The organism is Streptomyces sp. NPDC090994 (assembly GCF_044768905.1).
Taxonomy (GTDB): Bacteria; Actinomycetota; Actinomycetes; order Streptomycetales; family Streptomycetaceae; genus Streptomyces.
This window is the reverse complement of record NZ_JBIVWS010000001.1, coordinates 647,647-662,092: the sequence shown is the minus strand read 5'-3', so window position 1 is coordinate 662,092 and position 14,446 is coordinate 647,647. Positions and strand designations below refer to the sequence as shown.

General features: G+C 74.0%; 13 protein-coding genes. 11 read left to right on the top strand and 2 right to left on the bottom strand.

The window, feature by feature from the left end; translation table 11 throughout:
* The first annotated feature begins 23 nt into the window (after positions 1-23).
* Genes rimI through ACIQR3_RS03010 form a run of 3 tightly spaced genes read left to right on the top strand, consistent with a single transcriptional unit; the run spans position 24 to position 1,862 of the window.
* Complete coding sequence (gene rimI / locus ACIQR3_RS03020) at positions 24-518, top strand: ribosomal protein S18-alanine N-acetyltransferase (RefSeq protein WP_403533979.1); 495 nt, start codon at positions 24-26, stop codon at positions 516-518.
* Positions 511-1,608, top strand: coding sequence for a tRNA (adenosine(37)-N6)-threonylcarbamoyltransferase complex transferase subunit TsaD (gene tsaD / locus ACIQR3_RS03015; protein ID WP_403533295.1), 1,098 nt, complete (start codon positions 511-513; stop codon positions 1,606-1,608). The genes rimI and tsaD overlap by 8 nt, the downstream gene beginning before the upstream one ends.
* The gene (locus ACIQR3_RS03010; protein WP_403533292.1) at positions 1,605-1,862 is read left to right on the top strand and encodes a hypothetical protein; all 258 of its coding nucleotides are present in this window, start codon (positions 1,605-1,607) and stop codon (positions 1,860-1,862) included. Before tsaD ends, ACIQR3_RS03010 begins: the two co-directional genes overlap by 4 nt.
* Positions 1,863-2,086: 224 nt before the next feature.
* Here the strand turns inward: ACIQR3_RS03010 and ACIQR3_RS03005 are convergent, their stop codons facing one another.
* On the bottom strand, positions 2,087-4,402 hold the full coding sequence (locus ACIQR3_RS03005) for a glycoside hydrolase family 3 N-terminal domain-containing protein (RefSeq protein WP_403533289.1): 2,316 nt from the start codon (positions 4,400-4,402) through the stop codon (positions 2,087-2,089).
* Between the two features lie 146 nt (positions 4,403-4,548).
* On the opposite strand from ACIQR3_RS03005, the gene ACIQR3_RS03000 reads away from it, so the two are divergent.
* The 5 genes from ACIQR3_RS03000 (at position 4,549) to ACIQR3_RS02980 (ending at position 10,957) form a co-directional block, all read left to right on the top strand.
* Positions 4,549-5,601: a LacI family DNA-binding transcriptional regulator gene (locus ACIQR3_RS03000; protein WP_403533287.1), complete on the top strand. Its 1,053-nt coding sequence runs from the start codon at positions 4,549-4,551 to the stop codon at positions 5,599-5,601.
* 184 nt (positions 5,602-5,785) lie between these two features.
* The gene (locus ACIQR3_RS02995; protein ID WP_403533284.1) at positions 5,786-6,796 is read left to right on the top strand and encodes an LCP family protein; all 1,011 of its coding nucleotides are present in this window, start codon (positions 5,786-5,788) and stop codon (positions 6,794-6,796) included.
* Positions 6,797-6,901: 105 nt separating this feature from the next.
* Entirely contained in the window at positions 6,902-7,258 is a 357-nt protein-coding gene (locus tag ACIQR3_RS02990; protein WP_403533281.1) for a YciI family protein, read from the top strand.
* 68 nt (positions 7,259-7,326) lie between these two features.
* The gene (locus ACIQR3_RS02985) at positions 7,327-8,673 is read left to right on the top strand and encodes an RNA polymerase sigma factor (RefSeq protein WP_403533278.1); all 1,347 of its coding nucleotides are present in this window, start codon (positions 7,327-7,329) and stop codon (positions 8,671-8,673) included.
* Between the two features lie 229 nt (positions 8,674-8,902).
* Positions 8,903-10,957, top strand: coding sequence for a cell wall-binding repeat-containing protein (locus tag ACIQR3_RS02980; RefSeq protein ID WP_403533275.1), 2,055 nt, complete (start codon positions 8,903-8,905; stop codon positions 10,955-10,957).
* Here ACIQR3_RS02980 and ACIQR3_RS02975 read toward each other — a convergent pair.
* Positions 10,935-12,149, bottom strand: a complete 1,215-nt coding sequence (locus ACIQR3_RS02975) for a methyltransferase domain-containing protein (protein ID WP_403533272.1) — start codon at positions 12,147-12,149, stop codon at positions 10,935-10,937. The genes ACIQR3_RS02980 and ACIQR3_RS02975 overlap by 23 nt on opposite strands.
* 89 nt (positions 12,150-12,238) lie before the next feature.
* Here ACIQR3_RS02975 and ACIQR3_RS02970 point away from each other — a divergent pair, with 89 nt between their 5' ends.
* The 3 genes from ACIQR3_RS02970 to groES all read left to right on the top strand — a co-directional run bounded on the left by ACIQR3_RS02970 (position 12,239) and on the right by groES (position 14,422).
* Positions 12,239-13,156, top strand: a complete 918-nt coding sequence (locus ACIQR3_RS02970) for a polysaccharide deacetylase family protein (protein ID WP_403533270.1) — start codon at positions 12,239-12,241, stop codon at positions 13,154-13,156.
* The gene (locus ACIQR3_RS02965; RefSeq protein ID WP_403533267.1) at positions 13,153-13,857 is read left to right on the top strand and encodes a polysaccharide deacetylase family protein; all 705 of its coding nucleotides are present in this window, start codon (positions 13,153-13,155) and stop codon (positions 13,855-13,857) included. Before ACIQR3_RS02970 ends, ACIQR3_RS02965 begins: the two co-directional genes overlap by 4 nt.
* A 256-nt stretch (positions 13,858-14,113) precedes the next feature.
* On the top strand, positions 14,114-14,422 hold the full coding sequence (gene groES / locus ACIQR3_RS02960) for a co-chaperone GroES (RefSeq protein WP_019329594.1): 309 nt from the start codon (positions 14,114-14,116) through the stop codon (positions 14,420-14,422).
* The last annotated feature ends 24 nt before the right edge of the window (positions 14,423-14,446 follow it).

Genomic DNA, 14,446 nt, shown 5'->3' with positions numbered 1-14,446 from the left:
GCCCGACCGCCGTGCTGCGCGAGATGCGCTGGTGGGACATCGACCCGGTGCTGCTCCTGGAACGGGAGCTGTTCCCCGAGGACGCCTGGTCCCGGGGCATGTTCTGGTCCGAACTGGCGCACGCCCGGGGCCCGGAGGCGACCCGCCGCTACCTGGTCGCCGAGGAGCCCGACGACGGCCGGATCGTCGGGTACGCGGGGCTGGTCGCCTCCGCCGGCGACCAGGCCGACGTCCAGACCATCGCCGTGGCCCGCGACCAGTGGGGCACCGGCCTCGGCTCCCGGCTGCTGACCGAGCTGCTCCGCGCGGCCACCGCCTTCGAATGCGCCGAAGTGATGCTGGAGTGCCGCGTCGACAACGTCCGGGCGCAGCGGCTCTACGAGCGCTTCGGCTTCGCGCCCATCGGCGTCCGGCGCGGCTACTACCAGCCGGGCAACGTGGACGCCCTGGTGATGCGCCTCACCGATCCGGCGAACTCCGTACCCGATCCCGTACAAGGAACCGAGACCCATGGCTGACGAACCCCTGGTACTGGGGATCGAGACCTCCTGCGACGAGACCGGTGTCGGTGTCGTGCGCGGTACCACCCTGCTGGCCGACGCCGTCGCCTCCAGCGTCGACGAGCACGCCCGCTTCGGCGGGGTCGTCCCGGAGGTCGCGAGCCGCGCCCACCTGGAGGCGATGGTCCCCACCATCCGGCGCGCGCTGAAGGAGGCCGGGGTCAGCGCCCGCGACCTCGACGGCATCGCCGTCACCGCGGGGCCGGGCCTGGCCGGCGCGCTGCTGGTCGGCGTCTCGGCGGCGAAGGCGTACGCCTACGCGCTGGGCAAGCCGCTCTACGGCGTCAACCACCTCGCCTCGCACATCTGCGTCGACCAGCTGGAACACGGCCCGCTGCCCGAGCCGACGATGGCCCTGCTGGTCTCCGGCGGGCACTCCTCGCTGCTGCTCTCCTCCGACATCACCTCCGACGTGCGGCCGATGGGCGCGACCATCGACGACGCGGCCGGCGAGGCGTTCGACAAGATCGCCCGCGTACTGAACCTCGGCTTCCCCGGCGGCCCGGTCATCGACCGCTACGCCCGCGAGGGCGACCCGGCCGCGATCGCGTTCCCGCGCGGTCTGACCGGGCCGCGCGACCCGGCGTACGACTTCTCCTTCTCGGGGCTGAAGACGGCCGTGGCCCGCTGGATCGAGGCGAAGCGGGCGGCGGGGGAGGAGGTGCCGGTGCGCGATGTGGCGGCCTCCTTCCAGGAGGCGGTCGTCGACGTGCTGACCCGCAAGGCGGTGCGGGCCTGCAAGGACGAGGGCGTCGACCACCTGATGATCGGCGGCGGCGTCGCCGCCAACTCCCGGCTGCGGGCGCTGGCCCAGGAGCGCTGCGAGGCGGCCGGCATCCGGCTGCGCGTGCCGCGCCCCAAGCTGTGCACGGACAACGGCGCGATGGTGGCCGCGCTCGGCGCCGAGATGGTCGCCCGGAACCGGGCCGCCTCCGACTGGGACCTGTCGGCGGACTCGTCCCTCCCGGTCACCGACCCGCACGTGCCCGGCCACGCGCACGGCCATGATCACGTGCACGAGGTCAGCAAGGAGAACCTGTACTCATGACCGTCGCCGTGATGTGGGAGGCGCGGGCCGTCCCCGGCCGGGGCGAGGAGCTGCTCGCCTGGGCCCGCGCCCAGGAGCTGCCCGCCGCCCCGCTGCGCCGCGAGACGTTCCGCGCCCCGCAGGACCGCGTGCTCGTCATCACCTGGTGGGACGCGGAGTACGGCGCCGACCTGCCCGAACTCCCGGAGCCGGCCGCGGACCTGGTCACCCGGGCGGTGCACCGCTGGCGGTTCGAGTCGGTCGCGGAGGACTGACCGGCGGGTAGGAGTACTCCGCCGGGTCGCGGTCCTCGGGGCCCCTCCACAGCCGGACCCCGCGCCGGCGTTCGTAGCGGGCGGCCAGGACGCGGCCCGTCCGGTCCGGCGCCGGGTACCGCGCGCACCGGGCGGCAACGCGGAGCGCCGGCGGCCGACGGCAACGCCGCGGACGGGCGGATCATCGGCTCCCCCTCCGGCGCCCGGCGGTTCCGGCGCCGGGCTCACTCCGCGGCCGACACCTCCGTCTCGCAGCGCAGCCGCCGGTCGGGGCCGACCTTCCGGGCGGGGCCCGTGAGGGTGAGCCGGGCCGTGTGCCGCAGGTCCGCGCTGGACGCTCCCAGGCGCAGGTCCAGCGCCCCCGGCTCGACCACCCTCCGCCCGGAACGGTCGGTGAAGGAGGAGAGGTCCGCGTGGAACCGGAACGTGACCCGCCGGGCCTCGCCCGGGGCCAGTTCCAGGCGCCGGTAGCCGATCAGGCGGACGTCGGGGCGGGTCACGCGGGCCACCGGGTCGTGCAGGTAGAGCTGCACCACCTCGGCGCCCGCCCGGTCGCCGGTGTTGCGGACGGTCACGGACACGTCGTACGAGCCGTCCGTGCCGATCGCGGCGGGCGGGCCGGTGAAGTCCTCCCACGCGAACGCCGTGTACGAGCGGCCGTGTCCGAACGGGTACAGCGGCGTCGGGTCCAGGTTGCTGACCTCGCCGGCCAGGCCCAGCGGGGGCTGGAGGTAGGTCCACGGCTGGCCGCCGGGCAGCCGCGGCACGCTCACCGGGAGGCGGCCCGACGGGTTGACGCGCCCGGACAGCACGCCCGCCACCGCCGGGCCGCCCTCCTCCCCGGGGAAGAACGCCTGGACCACCGCGCCCAGCCGCCCGTGCCAGCGGCCCAGCGCGTACGGCCGCCCGGTGAGCAGCACGAGGACCACCGGGACGCCCGTCGCCACCAGCGCGTCGAGCAGCGCGCCCTGCACGCCCGGCAGCCGCAGGTCGCTCGCGTCGCAGCCCTCGCCCGAGGTGCCCCGCCCGAACAGGCCCGCCCGGTCGCCCAGTACGGCCACGCACACGTCGGCCTCGGCGGCCCGCGCCACCGCCTCCGCGATGCCGTCGGTGTCCGGTCCCGAGGTGTCGCAGCCCTCGGCGAAGGTCACCTTGGCGTCCGGGAGTTCGGTCCGCAGGGAGTCCAGGACGGTCGGGATGTCGATGCCGGCCGGGGTGCCGGGGTGGCTGGGCAGGACGTGGGACGGGAAGGAGTAGCAGCCGAGCATCGCCAGCGCGTCGGCGGCCCGGGGGCCGACCACCGCGATCCGGGCGTCGGGGGCCAGCGGCAGCAGGCCGCCGGGGTTGTCGAGGAGGACCACCGACTCCTCGGCCAGCCGGCGGGCGAGGGCCCGGTTGGCCGGGGAGTCCAGGTCGACGGGGCCGTCGCCGGCGGGCGGCGCGGGCGTCCAGTCCTCGTCCAGCAGGCCCAGTTCGCACTTCTGGAGCAGGACGCGCCGCGCCGACTGCTCGATCAGCGCCTCGGGGACCTCGCCCGCCCGGACCGCTTCGAGCAGCGGGGTGCCATAGCACTTGACCGTCGGCAGTTCCACGTCGATGCCGGCCGCGAGGGCGAGGTGCGCCGCCTCGGCGGGGCTCCCGGCGACGCGGTGCAGGGACTGGAGGAAGCCGACGCCGAAGTAGTCGGCGACCACCGTGCCGGTGAAGCCCCACTCCTCGCGCAGCAGGCCGGTCAGCAGCGCCGGGTCGGCCGAGGCGGGCACGCCGTCGGTCTCGGTGTACGCCGCCATCACCGACCGGGCGCCGCCCTCGCGCAGGGCCAGCTCGAACGGGGGCAGGGTGACGTCCGCCAGCTCCCGCACCCCGGCCCGCACCGGCGCGAGGTTGCGCGCTCCGGCGGACGCGGCGTACCCGGCGAAGTGCTTCAGCGTGGCGACGATCCCGGCCGACTCCAGCCCTCGCACATAGGCGGCGCCGACCGTGCCGACCAGGTACGGGTCCTCGCCGATGGTCTCCTCCACCCGGCCCCAGCGCGGATCGCGTACGACGTCCAGGACCGGGGCGAGCCCCTGGTGGACGCCGACCGAGCGCAGGTCGCGGCCGATGCGCCCGGCCATCTCCTCGACGAGGTCCGGGTCGAAGGACGCGCCCCAGGCCAGCGGCACCGGGTAGGCGGTGGCCCGCCAGGCGGTGAAGCCGGCCAGGCACTCCTCGTGGGCCAGCGCCGGGATGCCGAAGCGGCCGGCCGCCATGATGCGCCGCTGGGCGCTCGCCAGCGACCGGGCGCCGGCGGCCGGATCGACGGGGGCGGTGCCGAAGGGGCGGGTGAGCTGCCCGAGGCCCCGGGTGATCAGCTCCTCCCAGTCGTACTCCTCGGTCATCTCGCGCTGGAGCGGGGCGACGCCCGCACCGTCCGCGGAGGCGCCCACCCACACGCCGTAGAGCTGGGCGGTCTTCTCCTCCAGGGTCATCCGGGCCAGGAGGTCGTCGACACGGGCGGCGGCGGGCAGGGCGGGGTCACGCCAGGGCGCGGTGGTCATGGAACTCCTGTTCCGGGAACTCCGAGGCTCTTACGGTCGATGGACTGAAAGGGTTCGAATGTTTCGATGTAAAAAGCGAATGTTCCGGGAACCTATGGCCCCACGCGCTCTTCGTCAAGAGGTCCCGCAGGGATACGATCGCCGCCATGACATCCCCGCAGCCCGCTGAAACCCGGACGCGAGGGCGGTCCTCGCAGACCGCGACCCTCGCCGAGATCGCCCGCGAGGCCGGTGTGTCGGCGCCGACTGTTTCGAAGGTCCTCAACGGCCGTGCCGACGTCGCCCCGGCCACCCGCGCCCGGGTGGAGGAACTGCTGCGCGCCCACGGCTACCGGCGCCGCCGCGCCGAGGCCACCCGCTCGCCCCTGATCGACCTGGTCTTCCACGAACTGGAGAGCGCCTGGGCGATGGAGGTCATCCGGGGCGTGGAGAACGTCGCCCGCGACACCGGCCTCAGCGTCGTGCTGTCGGAGAGCGCGGGCCGGCTCACCCCGGGCCGGACCTGGGCCGACCAGGTCGCCGCCCGCCGCCCGCACGGCGTCGTCCTCGTCCTGTCCGGGCTCGACGAGTCCCAGCGCGCGCTGCTGACCAGCCGTTCCATCCCGTTCGTGGTGATGGACCCGGCCGGCGACCCGGGCGCCGACGTGCCCTCCATCGGCGCCACCAACTGGCAGGGCGGACTGGCCGCCACCCGGCACCTGGTCGAGCTGGGCCACACCCGCATCGGCGCGATCAGCGGGCCCACCCGGATGATGTGCAGCCGCGCCCGGATCGACGGCTACCGGGCCGCGCTGGACACCGCCGGGCTGCCCGCCGACCCCGCCCTGATCCGCACCGGCGACTTCCACCACGAGACCGGCTACCGCCAGGGCCTGGAACTGCTGCGCCGCCCCGACCGGCCCACCGCGGTCTTCGCCGGCAACGACCTCCAGGCGCTCGGCCTGTACGAGGCCGCCCGCGAACTGGGGCTGCGCATCCCGGAGGACCTGAGCGTGGTCGGCTTCGACGACCTGCCGGTGGCCCGCTGGGTGGGGCCGCCGCTGACGACCGTACGGCAGCCCCTGACCGAGATGGCCGAGGCCGCCGTCCGGCTGGTGCTCGACCTCGGCCGCGAGGGCGGCGCCGCGGCGGCGACCCGGGTGGAGCTGGCGACCAGCCTGGTGGTGCGCAGCAGTACGGCGGCGCCGCCGACGGCGTAGCCCCGCGCCGGTCGGTCACGGGTCCGAAACTTTCGGCTGCCCCGGAAGTCTGAGAATTTCCGCAGAAATGGCCCCCGTGTGTCGCCGCCCGCAACAATTCGGACGTACGTTCTTCCCGGGCGGGCACCCGGTGACGGCACCGTGGGGCGTGGGCAGGGGCGACAGAGCCGACAGGGGCGGACGCATGGGCGGGCGGGCAAGAGGGCTGAAGGTCGCCGGCCTCACGATGGCGGGGCTCCTGCTGCTGGGCGTCGCGGCGGCCGGCTGGGTCTACTGGCACCTCAACGACAACATCACCGGCGTCGACATCAACAGCGCGCTCGGCGACGACCGCCCCGCCCGCGCCACCCCGGAGCCGTCCGTGTCGGCGTCCGCGTCCGCGCAGGCCACCGGCGCCCTCAACATCCTGGTCCTGGGCTCGGACTCGCGCAGCGGCGAGGAGAACGAGGAGCTGGGCGGCGGCGACAGCGAGGGCGCCCGCTCCGACACGGCGATGGTCGTCCACCTCGACGCCGGCCGGACCGGCGCCACCGTCGTCAGCATCCCCCGTGACACCCTCGTCACCCGCCCGTCCTGCCCGCTGGCGGACGGCGGGTCGACGCGGGAGGCGTACCAGGTCATGTTCAACACCGCCTACGCGGTGGGCGGTCCGGTGTGCGCGGTGAAGACGGTCGAGACGCTCACCGGTGTCCGCATGGACCACTACATCGAGATCGACTTCTCCGGTTTCGCCAAGCTGGTGGACGCGCTCGGCGGGGTCACCGTCACCACCGACGAGGACATAGACGACGAGAAGAGCCACCTCACCCTCGACGCGGGCACCCACCACCTCGACGGCACCCAGGCTCTGGGCCTGGCCCGCACCCGGTACGGCATATCCGGCGGCAGCGACCTCGCCCGCATCGAACTCCAGCAGAAACTGGTCAAGGCGCTGCTGAAGCAGATCTCCGACACCGACCTGCTCACCGACCCCGCTCAGCTCTACGACGTCGCCGACGCCGTCACCGGCAGCCTCACCACCGACACCGGACTGGACTCCCTGGGCGAGCTGATGAGCCTGGGGCAGAGCCTCGGGGGCCTCGCGGAGGACGAGGTGAAGACGGTGACGATGCCGGTGGTGCAGGCCCCGTCCGACGCCAACCGGGTGGTCGCCGACGAGCCGGACGCGAGCGCGCTGTGGGAGTCGCTGCGCTGACCCCTCGAAAAATCTCCCCCGACCGTGTCGATCCGGTCGCCTCCCGATCGACGTACGGGTGAGAGGCCGGGACGGGAACCCGGCCGCCGATCCCGAGGAGTCACCATGCCCCGCTTCCTGTCGCTGATCCGCATCGACGAGACCGACGTCCCCGCCGGGGGCCCCAGCCCCGAACTGATGGAACGCATGGGGAAGCTGATGGAGGAGATGACCAAGGCCGGCGTCCACCTCGACGACGGCGGCCTCGCCCCCACCGCCCAGGGCGCCCGCGTCCACTACACGGGCGGACAGCTCTCCGTCACCGACGGCCCGTTCACCGAGACCAAGGAGGTCATCGGCGGGTACGCGATGCTCCAGGCCAAGGACCAGGCCGAGGCGGTCGAGTGGGTCAAGCGCTTCCTGAAGACCCACGAGGAGCACTGGACGATCACCTGTGAGGTGCGGGAGATCCTCGAGGGCTGACGGCTGACGGCTGGCGGCTGACGCGGCTGACGGGCCCGCGGTTGGTCCGGCGCGGCCCACGGTGTTGCATGGGGCCTGTGGAACCACAGCCCACCGCCGCCGGGGCCACCCGGACCGCCCGGGCCGCCCAGGCCGCCCGCACCGCCCAGGACACCCGCACTGCCCGGACCGCCCGGGCCGCCCTGGAGACCGTCTTCCGCCTGGAGTCCCCGCGGGTCGTCGCCGGCGTCGCCCGCGTCGTCCGCGACCTCGGCATCGCCGAGGAACTCACCCAGGACGCCCTGGTCGCCGCCCTGGAGCAGTGGCCCCGCGACGGCATCCCGGACAACCCGGGCGCCTGGCTCATGACCACCGCCCGCCGCCGCGCCGTCGACCTGGTCCGCCGCCGGGAGAACTACGCCCGCAAGCTCGCCGAGATCGGCCGGACCCTCGACGACACGGCCCCGCCCGAGGAACCCGCCGACCCGGACGACATCGACGACGACCTGCTCCGCCTGGTCTTCACCACCTGCCACCCGGTGCTCTCCGCCGAGGCCCGCACCGCCCTCACCCTGCGCCTGCTCGGCGGCCTCACCACCGCCGAGATCGCCCGCGCCTTCCTGGTCCCCGAGCCGACGGTCGCCCAGCGCATCGTCCGCGCCAAGCGCACCCTGGCCACCCGGAACGTCGCCTTCGAAGTGCCGTACGGCCCCGACCGCGAGGCCCGCCTCGGCTCCGTACTCGACGTCATCTACCTGATCTTCAACGAGGGGTACGCGGCCACCGCGGGCGACGACTGGCTCCGCCCCGCCCTCTGCGAGGACGCCCTGCGCCTCGCCCGCGTGCTCTCCGCCCTGATGCCGAAGGAACCGGAGGTGCACGGCCTCACCGCCCTGCTGGAGTTCCAGTCCTCCCGCGCCGCCGCCCGCACCGGCCCCGACGGCGCCCCGGTCCTCCTCAAGGACCAGGACCGCGGCCGCTGGAACCGCCTGCTCATCACCCGCGGCCTCACCGCCCTCGCCCGGGCCGACGCCGCCGCCCCGGGCCCGTACGTCCTCCAGGCCGCGATCGCCGCCTGCCACGCCCAGGCGTACACCTACGAGGAGACCGACTGGCCCCGCATCGCCGCCCTCTACGCCCTGCTCGCCGCCCGCGCCCCGTCCCCGGTCGTGGAGCTGAACCGCGCGGTCGCCGTCTCGATGGCCGAGGGCCCGGCCCCCGCCCTGGAGATCGTCGACGCCCTCGCCGCCGAACCGGCCCTGCGCTCCTACCACTTGCTCCCCAGCGTCCGCGGCGACCTCCTCCACCGCCTCGGCCGCACCGCCGAGGCCCACGCCGAGTTCGCCAAAGCGGCGTCCCTGACCGGCAACGCCCGGGAGCGCGAGCTGCTCACCCGGCGGGCGGAGGAGTGCCGTCATCCCCGCTCCCGCGACTGAACCGGCCTCTTCACCCACACGAGGCCCACTGTTCACTCAATGATCGACTCGAACACGTGTCCCCGGCGCCTCGCCCGCACCTACACTGACGCCGCCGCTGTGGAACGGCTGTGAGGTCGACGGGAGAACACACCGACCCGGCCCCGCGCGGCACTTCTCCGTGACATCGGCACCGGCGTCGACAGCGACGCCGACATCGATGTCCTCCGATCCGTGGGGGGTCGACAACTTGAGACTGTTCACGCGCCGCCGTGCCGCGGCGCTCGCCACCTCGGCGGTACTCGCCGCCGTGGGCACCCTGGCCACCGCGCCCGGCGCCGTCGCCGACGACGCCGGACCCTGGCCGGGTACCGAGGGCAAGATCCTCACCAGCGGGGGAGGGCTGATCGACCCGGCGACCGGGCAGGTCACCCAGATTCCCGGTGTCGGCGGCACCGACGCGGCCTGGGCGCCGGACGGCAGCCGGCTGATCACCTCCGCCGGCCGGATCACCAGCTACCGGGCGAGCGGCTCCACGCCCATCACCCTGCCCTGGGCGGAAGGCGTCCGCTCCAGCGCCGCCTACGAGGACCTGGCCTACTGGTGGGGCGGGCGCTACGTCGTCTTCTCCACCGCCGGCCAGCTCGTCTACGGCCCGTCCGACGGCTCGTGGGCGCCCGTCCCGCTGCTGACGGACGCCCAGGAGCCGTCCACCGTCTGCGACACCGACCCGGCGGTGAACCCGTCCGGCCAGGTCGCCTTCACCCGCAGCACCGGCTACGGCTGCTACGACAACGCCGGCGTGTACGTCTTCGACGGCGCCGCCGGCACGGTCAAGCGCGTCCTGACCGACGCCGCGCAGCCCGCCTGGTCGCCGGACGGCACCCGGCTCGCCTTCGTCCGCGCGGACGCCGACGGCAACCCGCAGGTCTTCACGGCGAACGCCGACGGCAGCGCGGTCACGCAGCTCACCAGCGGTCCGCGCTGGTACGCCAACCCGTCCTGGTCGCCCACCGGCGAGCGGATCGTCTTCGACGCCCACACCGCCCCGAACAGCACCGACGTGCACACCGTCGAGTACGCCGACCTGGCCACCGGCGAGCTGACCGCCGTCACCGACGCCGCGCAGAGCGCGTACGTGGACAGCCCGAGCTGGCAGCCGCTGCGCAAGAACAGCACCGCCCGGGTCTGGGGCGCCGACGCCTACGCCACCGGCATCGCCGCCTCCCGCTGGACCTTCAACGACATCGGCGGTGACGTGCCGGGGCTGCTGGACGCCAAGGCGGCCGTCCTGGTCCAGCAGGACAGTCCGGGGTACGCGCTGACCGCCGCCACCCTGGCCGGCAAGAAGCAGGCGCCGGTCCTGATGACCCCGAAGTCGGGGCTGTCGACGGCGGTGAGGAACGAGCTGAAGCGGACGCTGAAGCCCGGCGCCGACGTGTGGATGATCGGCGGCACCTCGGTACTGAGTTCCTCGGCCGCCGCCCAGCTGCGCACCCTCGGCTACGTCCCCAAGCGGATCTCCGCCGCGGACCGGTACGCCACCTCGGTCTCGGTGGCCAAGGTGGTCACCACCGCCCCGAAGTACGTCTTCCTGGCCGACGGCACCGACTACCAGGGCGCTCTCGCCGCAGCCGCCGCCGCGGGCGCCGACGGCACCGGCAGCGCCGGCGGCCTGGTGCTGACCAGCGGCAACAAGCTGAGCACCGGGGTGCGGTCCTACCTCAACAGCCTGAACCCCGACAAGACCATGATCATCACGGTCGGGTCGGCGGCGAAGTACGCGCTGACCCACTCCACGTTCTCCAAGTGGCCGTCGACGTACTCGTACTACCCGATCACGGGCTCCACCGACGCCGCGCTGTCGGTGGCCGTCGCCAAGTTCTGGTGGACCGCGCCCAGCCAGGTCGGCCTCGCCTACGCGGGCAACTGGCGCGACGGCGTCTCGGCCGGCTCGGCCATGAACGTCTTCGGCCCGCTGCTGTGGACGTCCCGCCCCGCCCTGTCCGCCGAGACCAAGAGCTACCTGCTGCGCCAGTCGGCCGGTACGCAGGGAGCGATCGCCTTCGGTGACACCGCCGCGGTGACGGTGACCGCGCTGAACACGGCGGGCTCGTCGATCAGCGCGAGCGGCACGCAGTTCACGTACCACCCGTACTACGACGGCAAGGTCCCGGCGAGCCCCGCGGCGACCGCCCGGTCGACCATGCGGACCAACGACGGGCAGGAGGTCACGGTCGCCCGCTCCGGCCCCGTCGGCTCCGACCCGCACCTGGACTCCCTCAGGACGGTCCACCGCCAGTAACCGGACCGCCGGTGACCGGACCCGCGGGGGCGCCGACGAGCATGAACGGCGCCCCCGCCACCCGGGTCAGGAACACCGTCGCCGCGTGCGGCCCCTGGGGCTTGACCTTGCGGCGCAGCTCCTCCGGTTCGACGGCCGAGCCGCGCTTCTTCACGGTCAGCGTGCCGACGCCCCGCTCCCGCAGCAGCGCCTTCAGCTTCTTGACGTTGAAGGGCATCAGGTCGGTGATCTCGTACGCCGTGGCGTACGGCGTCGGCCGCAGCGCGTCCGCCGTGACGTACGCGATCGTCGCGTCGAGCAGCCCGCCGCCGACCTGGTCGGCCACCTCGGCGACCAGGTGGGCGCGGATGACGGCGCCGTCCGGCTCGTAGAGGTACCGGCCGGGCGTGCGGACGTCCGGGTCGGGCAGCCGGCGGGAGAGCAGGGTGCGCGGGCCCGGCAGCAGTGTCGCCCGCACCGCGCCCGGCTCGGTGCCGAACCACAGCACCGCCTCCTTGACGTCCCCGCCGTCGGAGATCCACTCGGCCTCGGCGCCGTCGGGCACCGCCTCGTGCGGGATGCCGGGCGCCACCTTCAGCGCGGCGGCCCGGGACGCCGTACGGGCCGCCCGCACGGCCCACGACAGGGGCGGCGAGTAGGCCTCGGGGTCGAAGATCCGGCCCCGGCCGCCCCGTCTGGCGGGGTCGACGAAGACCGCGTCGTACCCGCCGGTCTCCACCTCCGCGACATCCCCCTCCCGCACCTCGATCAGCCCGTCGAGCCCCAGCGCCTCGGCGTTGGCGCGGGCGGCGGCGGCCGTCGCCGGGTCCCGGTCCACCGCCAGCACCCTGATCCCGGCCCGGGCCAGCGCGATCGCGTCCCCGCCGATCCCGCAGCACAGGTCGGCGACGGAGGTCACGCCCAGCTCGGTGAAGCGCCGGGCGCGGTACGCGGCGACACTCGCCCGCGTCGACTGCTCGACCCCGTTGGGCGTGAAGAACATCCGCCCGGCGTCCTCGGCCCCGAACTTCGCCACCGCCCGCTGCCGCAGCCGCGCCTGGCCCAGGGCCGCCGAGACGAGGTCGGCCGGGTGGGTGCGGCGCAGCCGGGTGGCGACGGCCAGCTCCTCGGCGGGATCGGTGTCGCGCACCTGGTCGAGCAGGTCGCGGCCGGCGGGGGTGTCGAGGGCGAGGAGGGCGTCGAGGTCGTTCACCGGGCCATTGTGGGCCAGGCGGTGGACCGTTCACCTCCGGTCGCGTGTCGGGCGGGCTGACGGTCCGGCGGCTGCGAGGATCCGGCACCATGCGAGCAGTAGTACAAAATGACAAAAATCGGGTACGTCGCGGGGGGAGGGCGCGCGTCCGGGGCGGTCTCGCCGTGCTCGCCGTCGCCACTCTCGTCCCGGGCTGTGCACTGGGCTCCTCCGAGGTGCGGCCCGCCGCCGGCCAGCCCCTCAAGGCGCCGCCGGCCCGCGCGCTGGACGCCTACGCGGGCAAGCTGCGCGCCGCGCACGCCGCGGCGAAGCGCTGGGGGCTGAAGCGGGCCCCGCTGCCCGCGCCCCCGCCCCCGGCCGAGAAACCGGAGATCCCCACCCGCGACGGCTTCGAGGTCGACGACCACGCCGAACGCGGCCTCCCGCCGGTCTTCACCACGGTCCCGACCAAGGAGAAGATCGTCTTCCTCACCATCGACGACGGCGGCGAGAAGGACCGCCGCTTCCTGAAGATGATGAGCGACCTGAAGGTCCCGTACACCGCCTTCCTCAGCGACTACCTGGTGAAGGACGACTACGCCTACTTCAAGAAGATGCAGGCCCGCGGCGTCACCCTGAACAACCACACCCTCACCCACCCCTACCTGCCGGGCCTCTCCTACGCCGAGCAGAAACGCGAGATCTGCGGCATGCAGGAGGTGATCCGCGAGCAGTACGGCAAGCGCCCCGCCGTCTTCCGCCCGCCCTTCGGCAACTACGACCAGGACACCCTGGTCGCCGCCAAGAGTTGCGGCATCACGCACGTCCCGCTGTGGAACGAGGAGGTCTTCGCCGACCACTGGGACTACCGCGAGTGGGACCGCGAGATCCACCCCGGCGACATCGTCCTCACCCACTTCCGCGGCACGAAGGACTGGGACGGCACCATGCGCGACATGGTCCGCCGGTTCCTGGACAAGGTCACCGCCGAGGGATACGCGGTGGCCCGCCTGGAGGACTACCTGTGAGGCGGCGGCGGGCGGCCACGGCGGGAGCCGCCCTGGCCGCCGCCCTGCTCACCGCCTGCGCCACGGCCGGCGCCCCCGCGGCGGGCCCGGGGACGGGCGGGGGCCCGGCGGGCGGGCTGCCGCCCGTCGTCGACCACGTCCCCACCCGCGACCGCGTCGTCTTCCTCACCTACGACGACGGCGCCGAACGCGACCCCGGCTTCCCCCCCCTCGTCCGCGACCGGCGGTTGCCGGTCACCCTGTTCCTCACCGACCAGGTCGCCGGACCGGCGTACGGCCACTTCGCGCGGCTGCGCGCGGTCGGCGCGAGCCTGCAGAACCACACCCTCGACCACCCCGCCCTGCGCGGCCTGCCCTACGCCGGCCAGCGCGCCGAGATCTGCGGCCAGCAGCGCAAGCTGAAGGCCCGCTTCGGCGTCCGCCCCCGGCTCTTCCGCCCGCCCTACGGCCGCTACGACACGGCGACCCTGCGGGCCGCCGCCGGCTGCGGCATCACGGCGGTCGTCCTGTGGCGGGCCGCCCCGGACGCGACCGGCGCCCTGACCTTCACCCACGGCGAGCCCCGCCTGCGCCCCGGCGACATCATCGCCGTCGACCCCGACCGGCCCAAGGGAACGTCCCTGACGGAGCGTACGGAGCGGGTACTGCGGCAGATCGAGAGGGCGGGGCTGAGGGTGGGACGCCTGGAGGACCACCTGTGACGTCCCGGCGACGCGCACCCCCGTGCCGGGGCGTCACGGAAACCGGCGTCCGCCGGCGAATCCCCGCCGACGCGCCGCGAGGATTGGCACTCCGCTTGACCGAGTGCTAATCGCGGTCATAGTCTCAGGTCTGGCACTCCCCCCAGGAGAGTGCCAACAACGCGACGGGCAGGTCCGGCACCCGCGACGACGGATCGACCTGGTCGCCACCTCAGACAGTTAACCCCGTGAGATCTCCGAAGGGGGAGGTCGGATCGTGACGACCGCCAGCTCCAAGGTTGCCATCAAGCCGCTCGAGGACCGCATCGTGGTCCAGCCGCTCGACGCCGAGCAGACCACGGCCTCGGGCCTGGTCATTCCGGACACTGCCAAGGAGAAGCCCCAGGAGGGCGTCGTCCTGGCCGTGGGCCCGGGCCGCTTCGAGGACGGCAACCGTCTTCCGCTCGACGTCTCCGTCGGTGACGTCGTGCTCTACAGCAAGTACGGCGGCACCGAGGTGAAGTACAACGGCGAGGAGTACCTCGTCCTCTCGGCCCGCGACGTCCTCGCGATCGTCGAGAAGTAATTCACCCGAAGCACATTGCTTTTC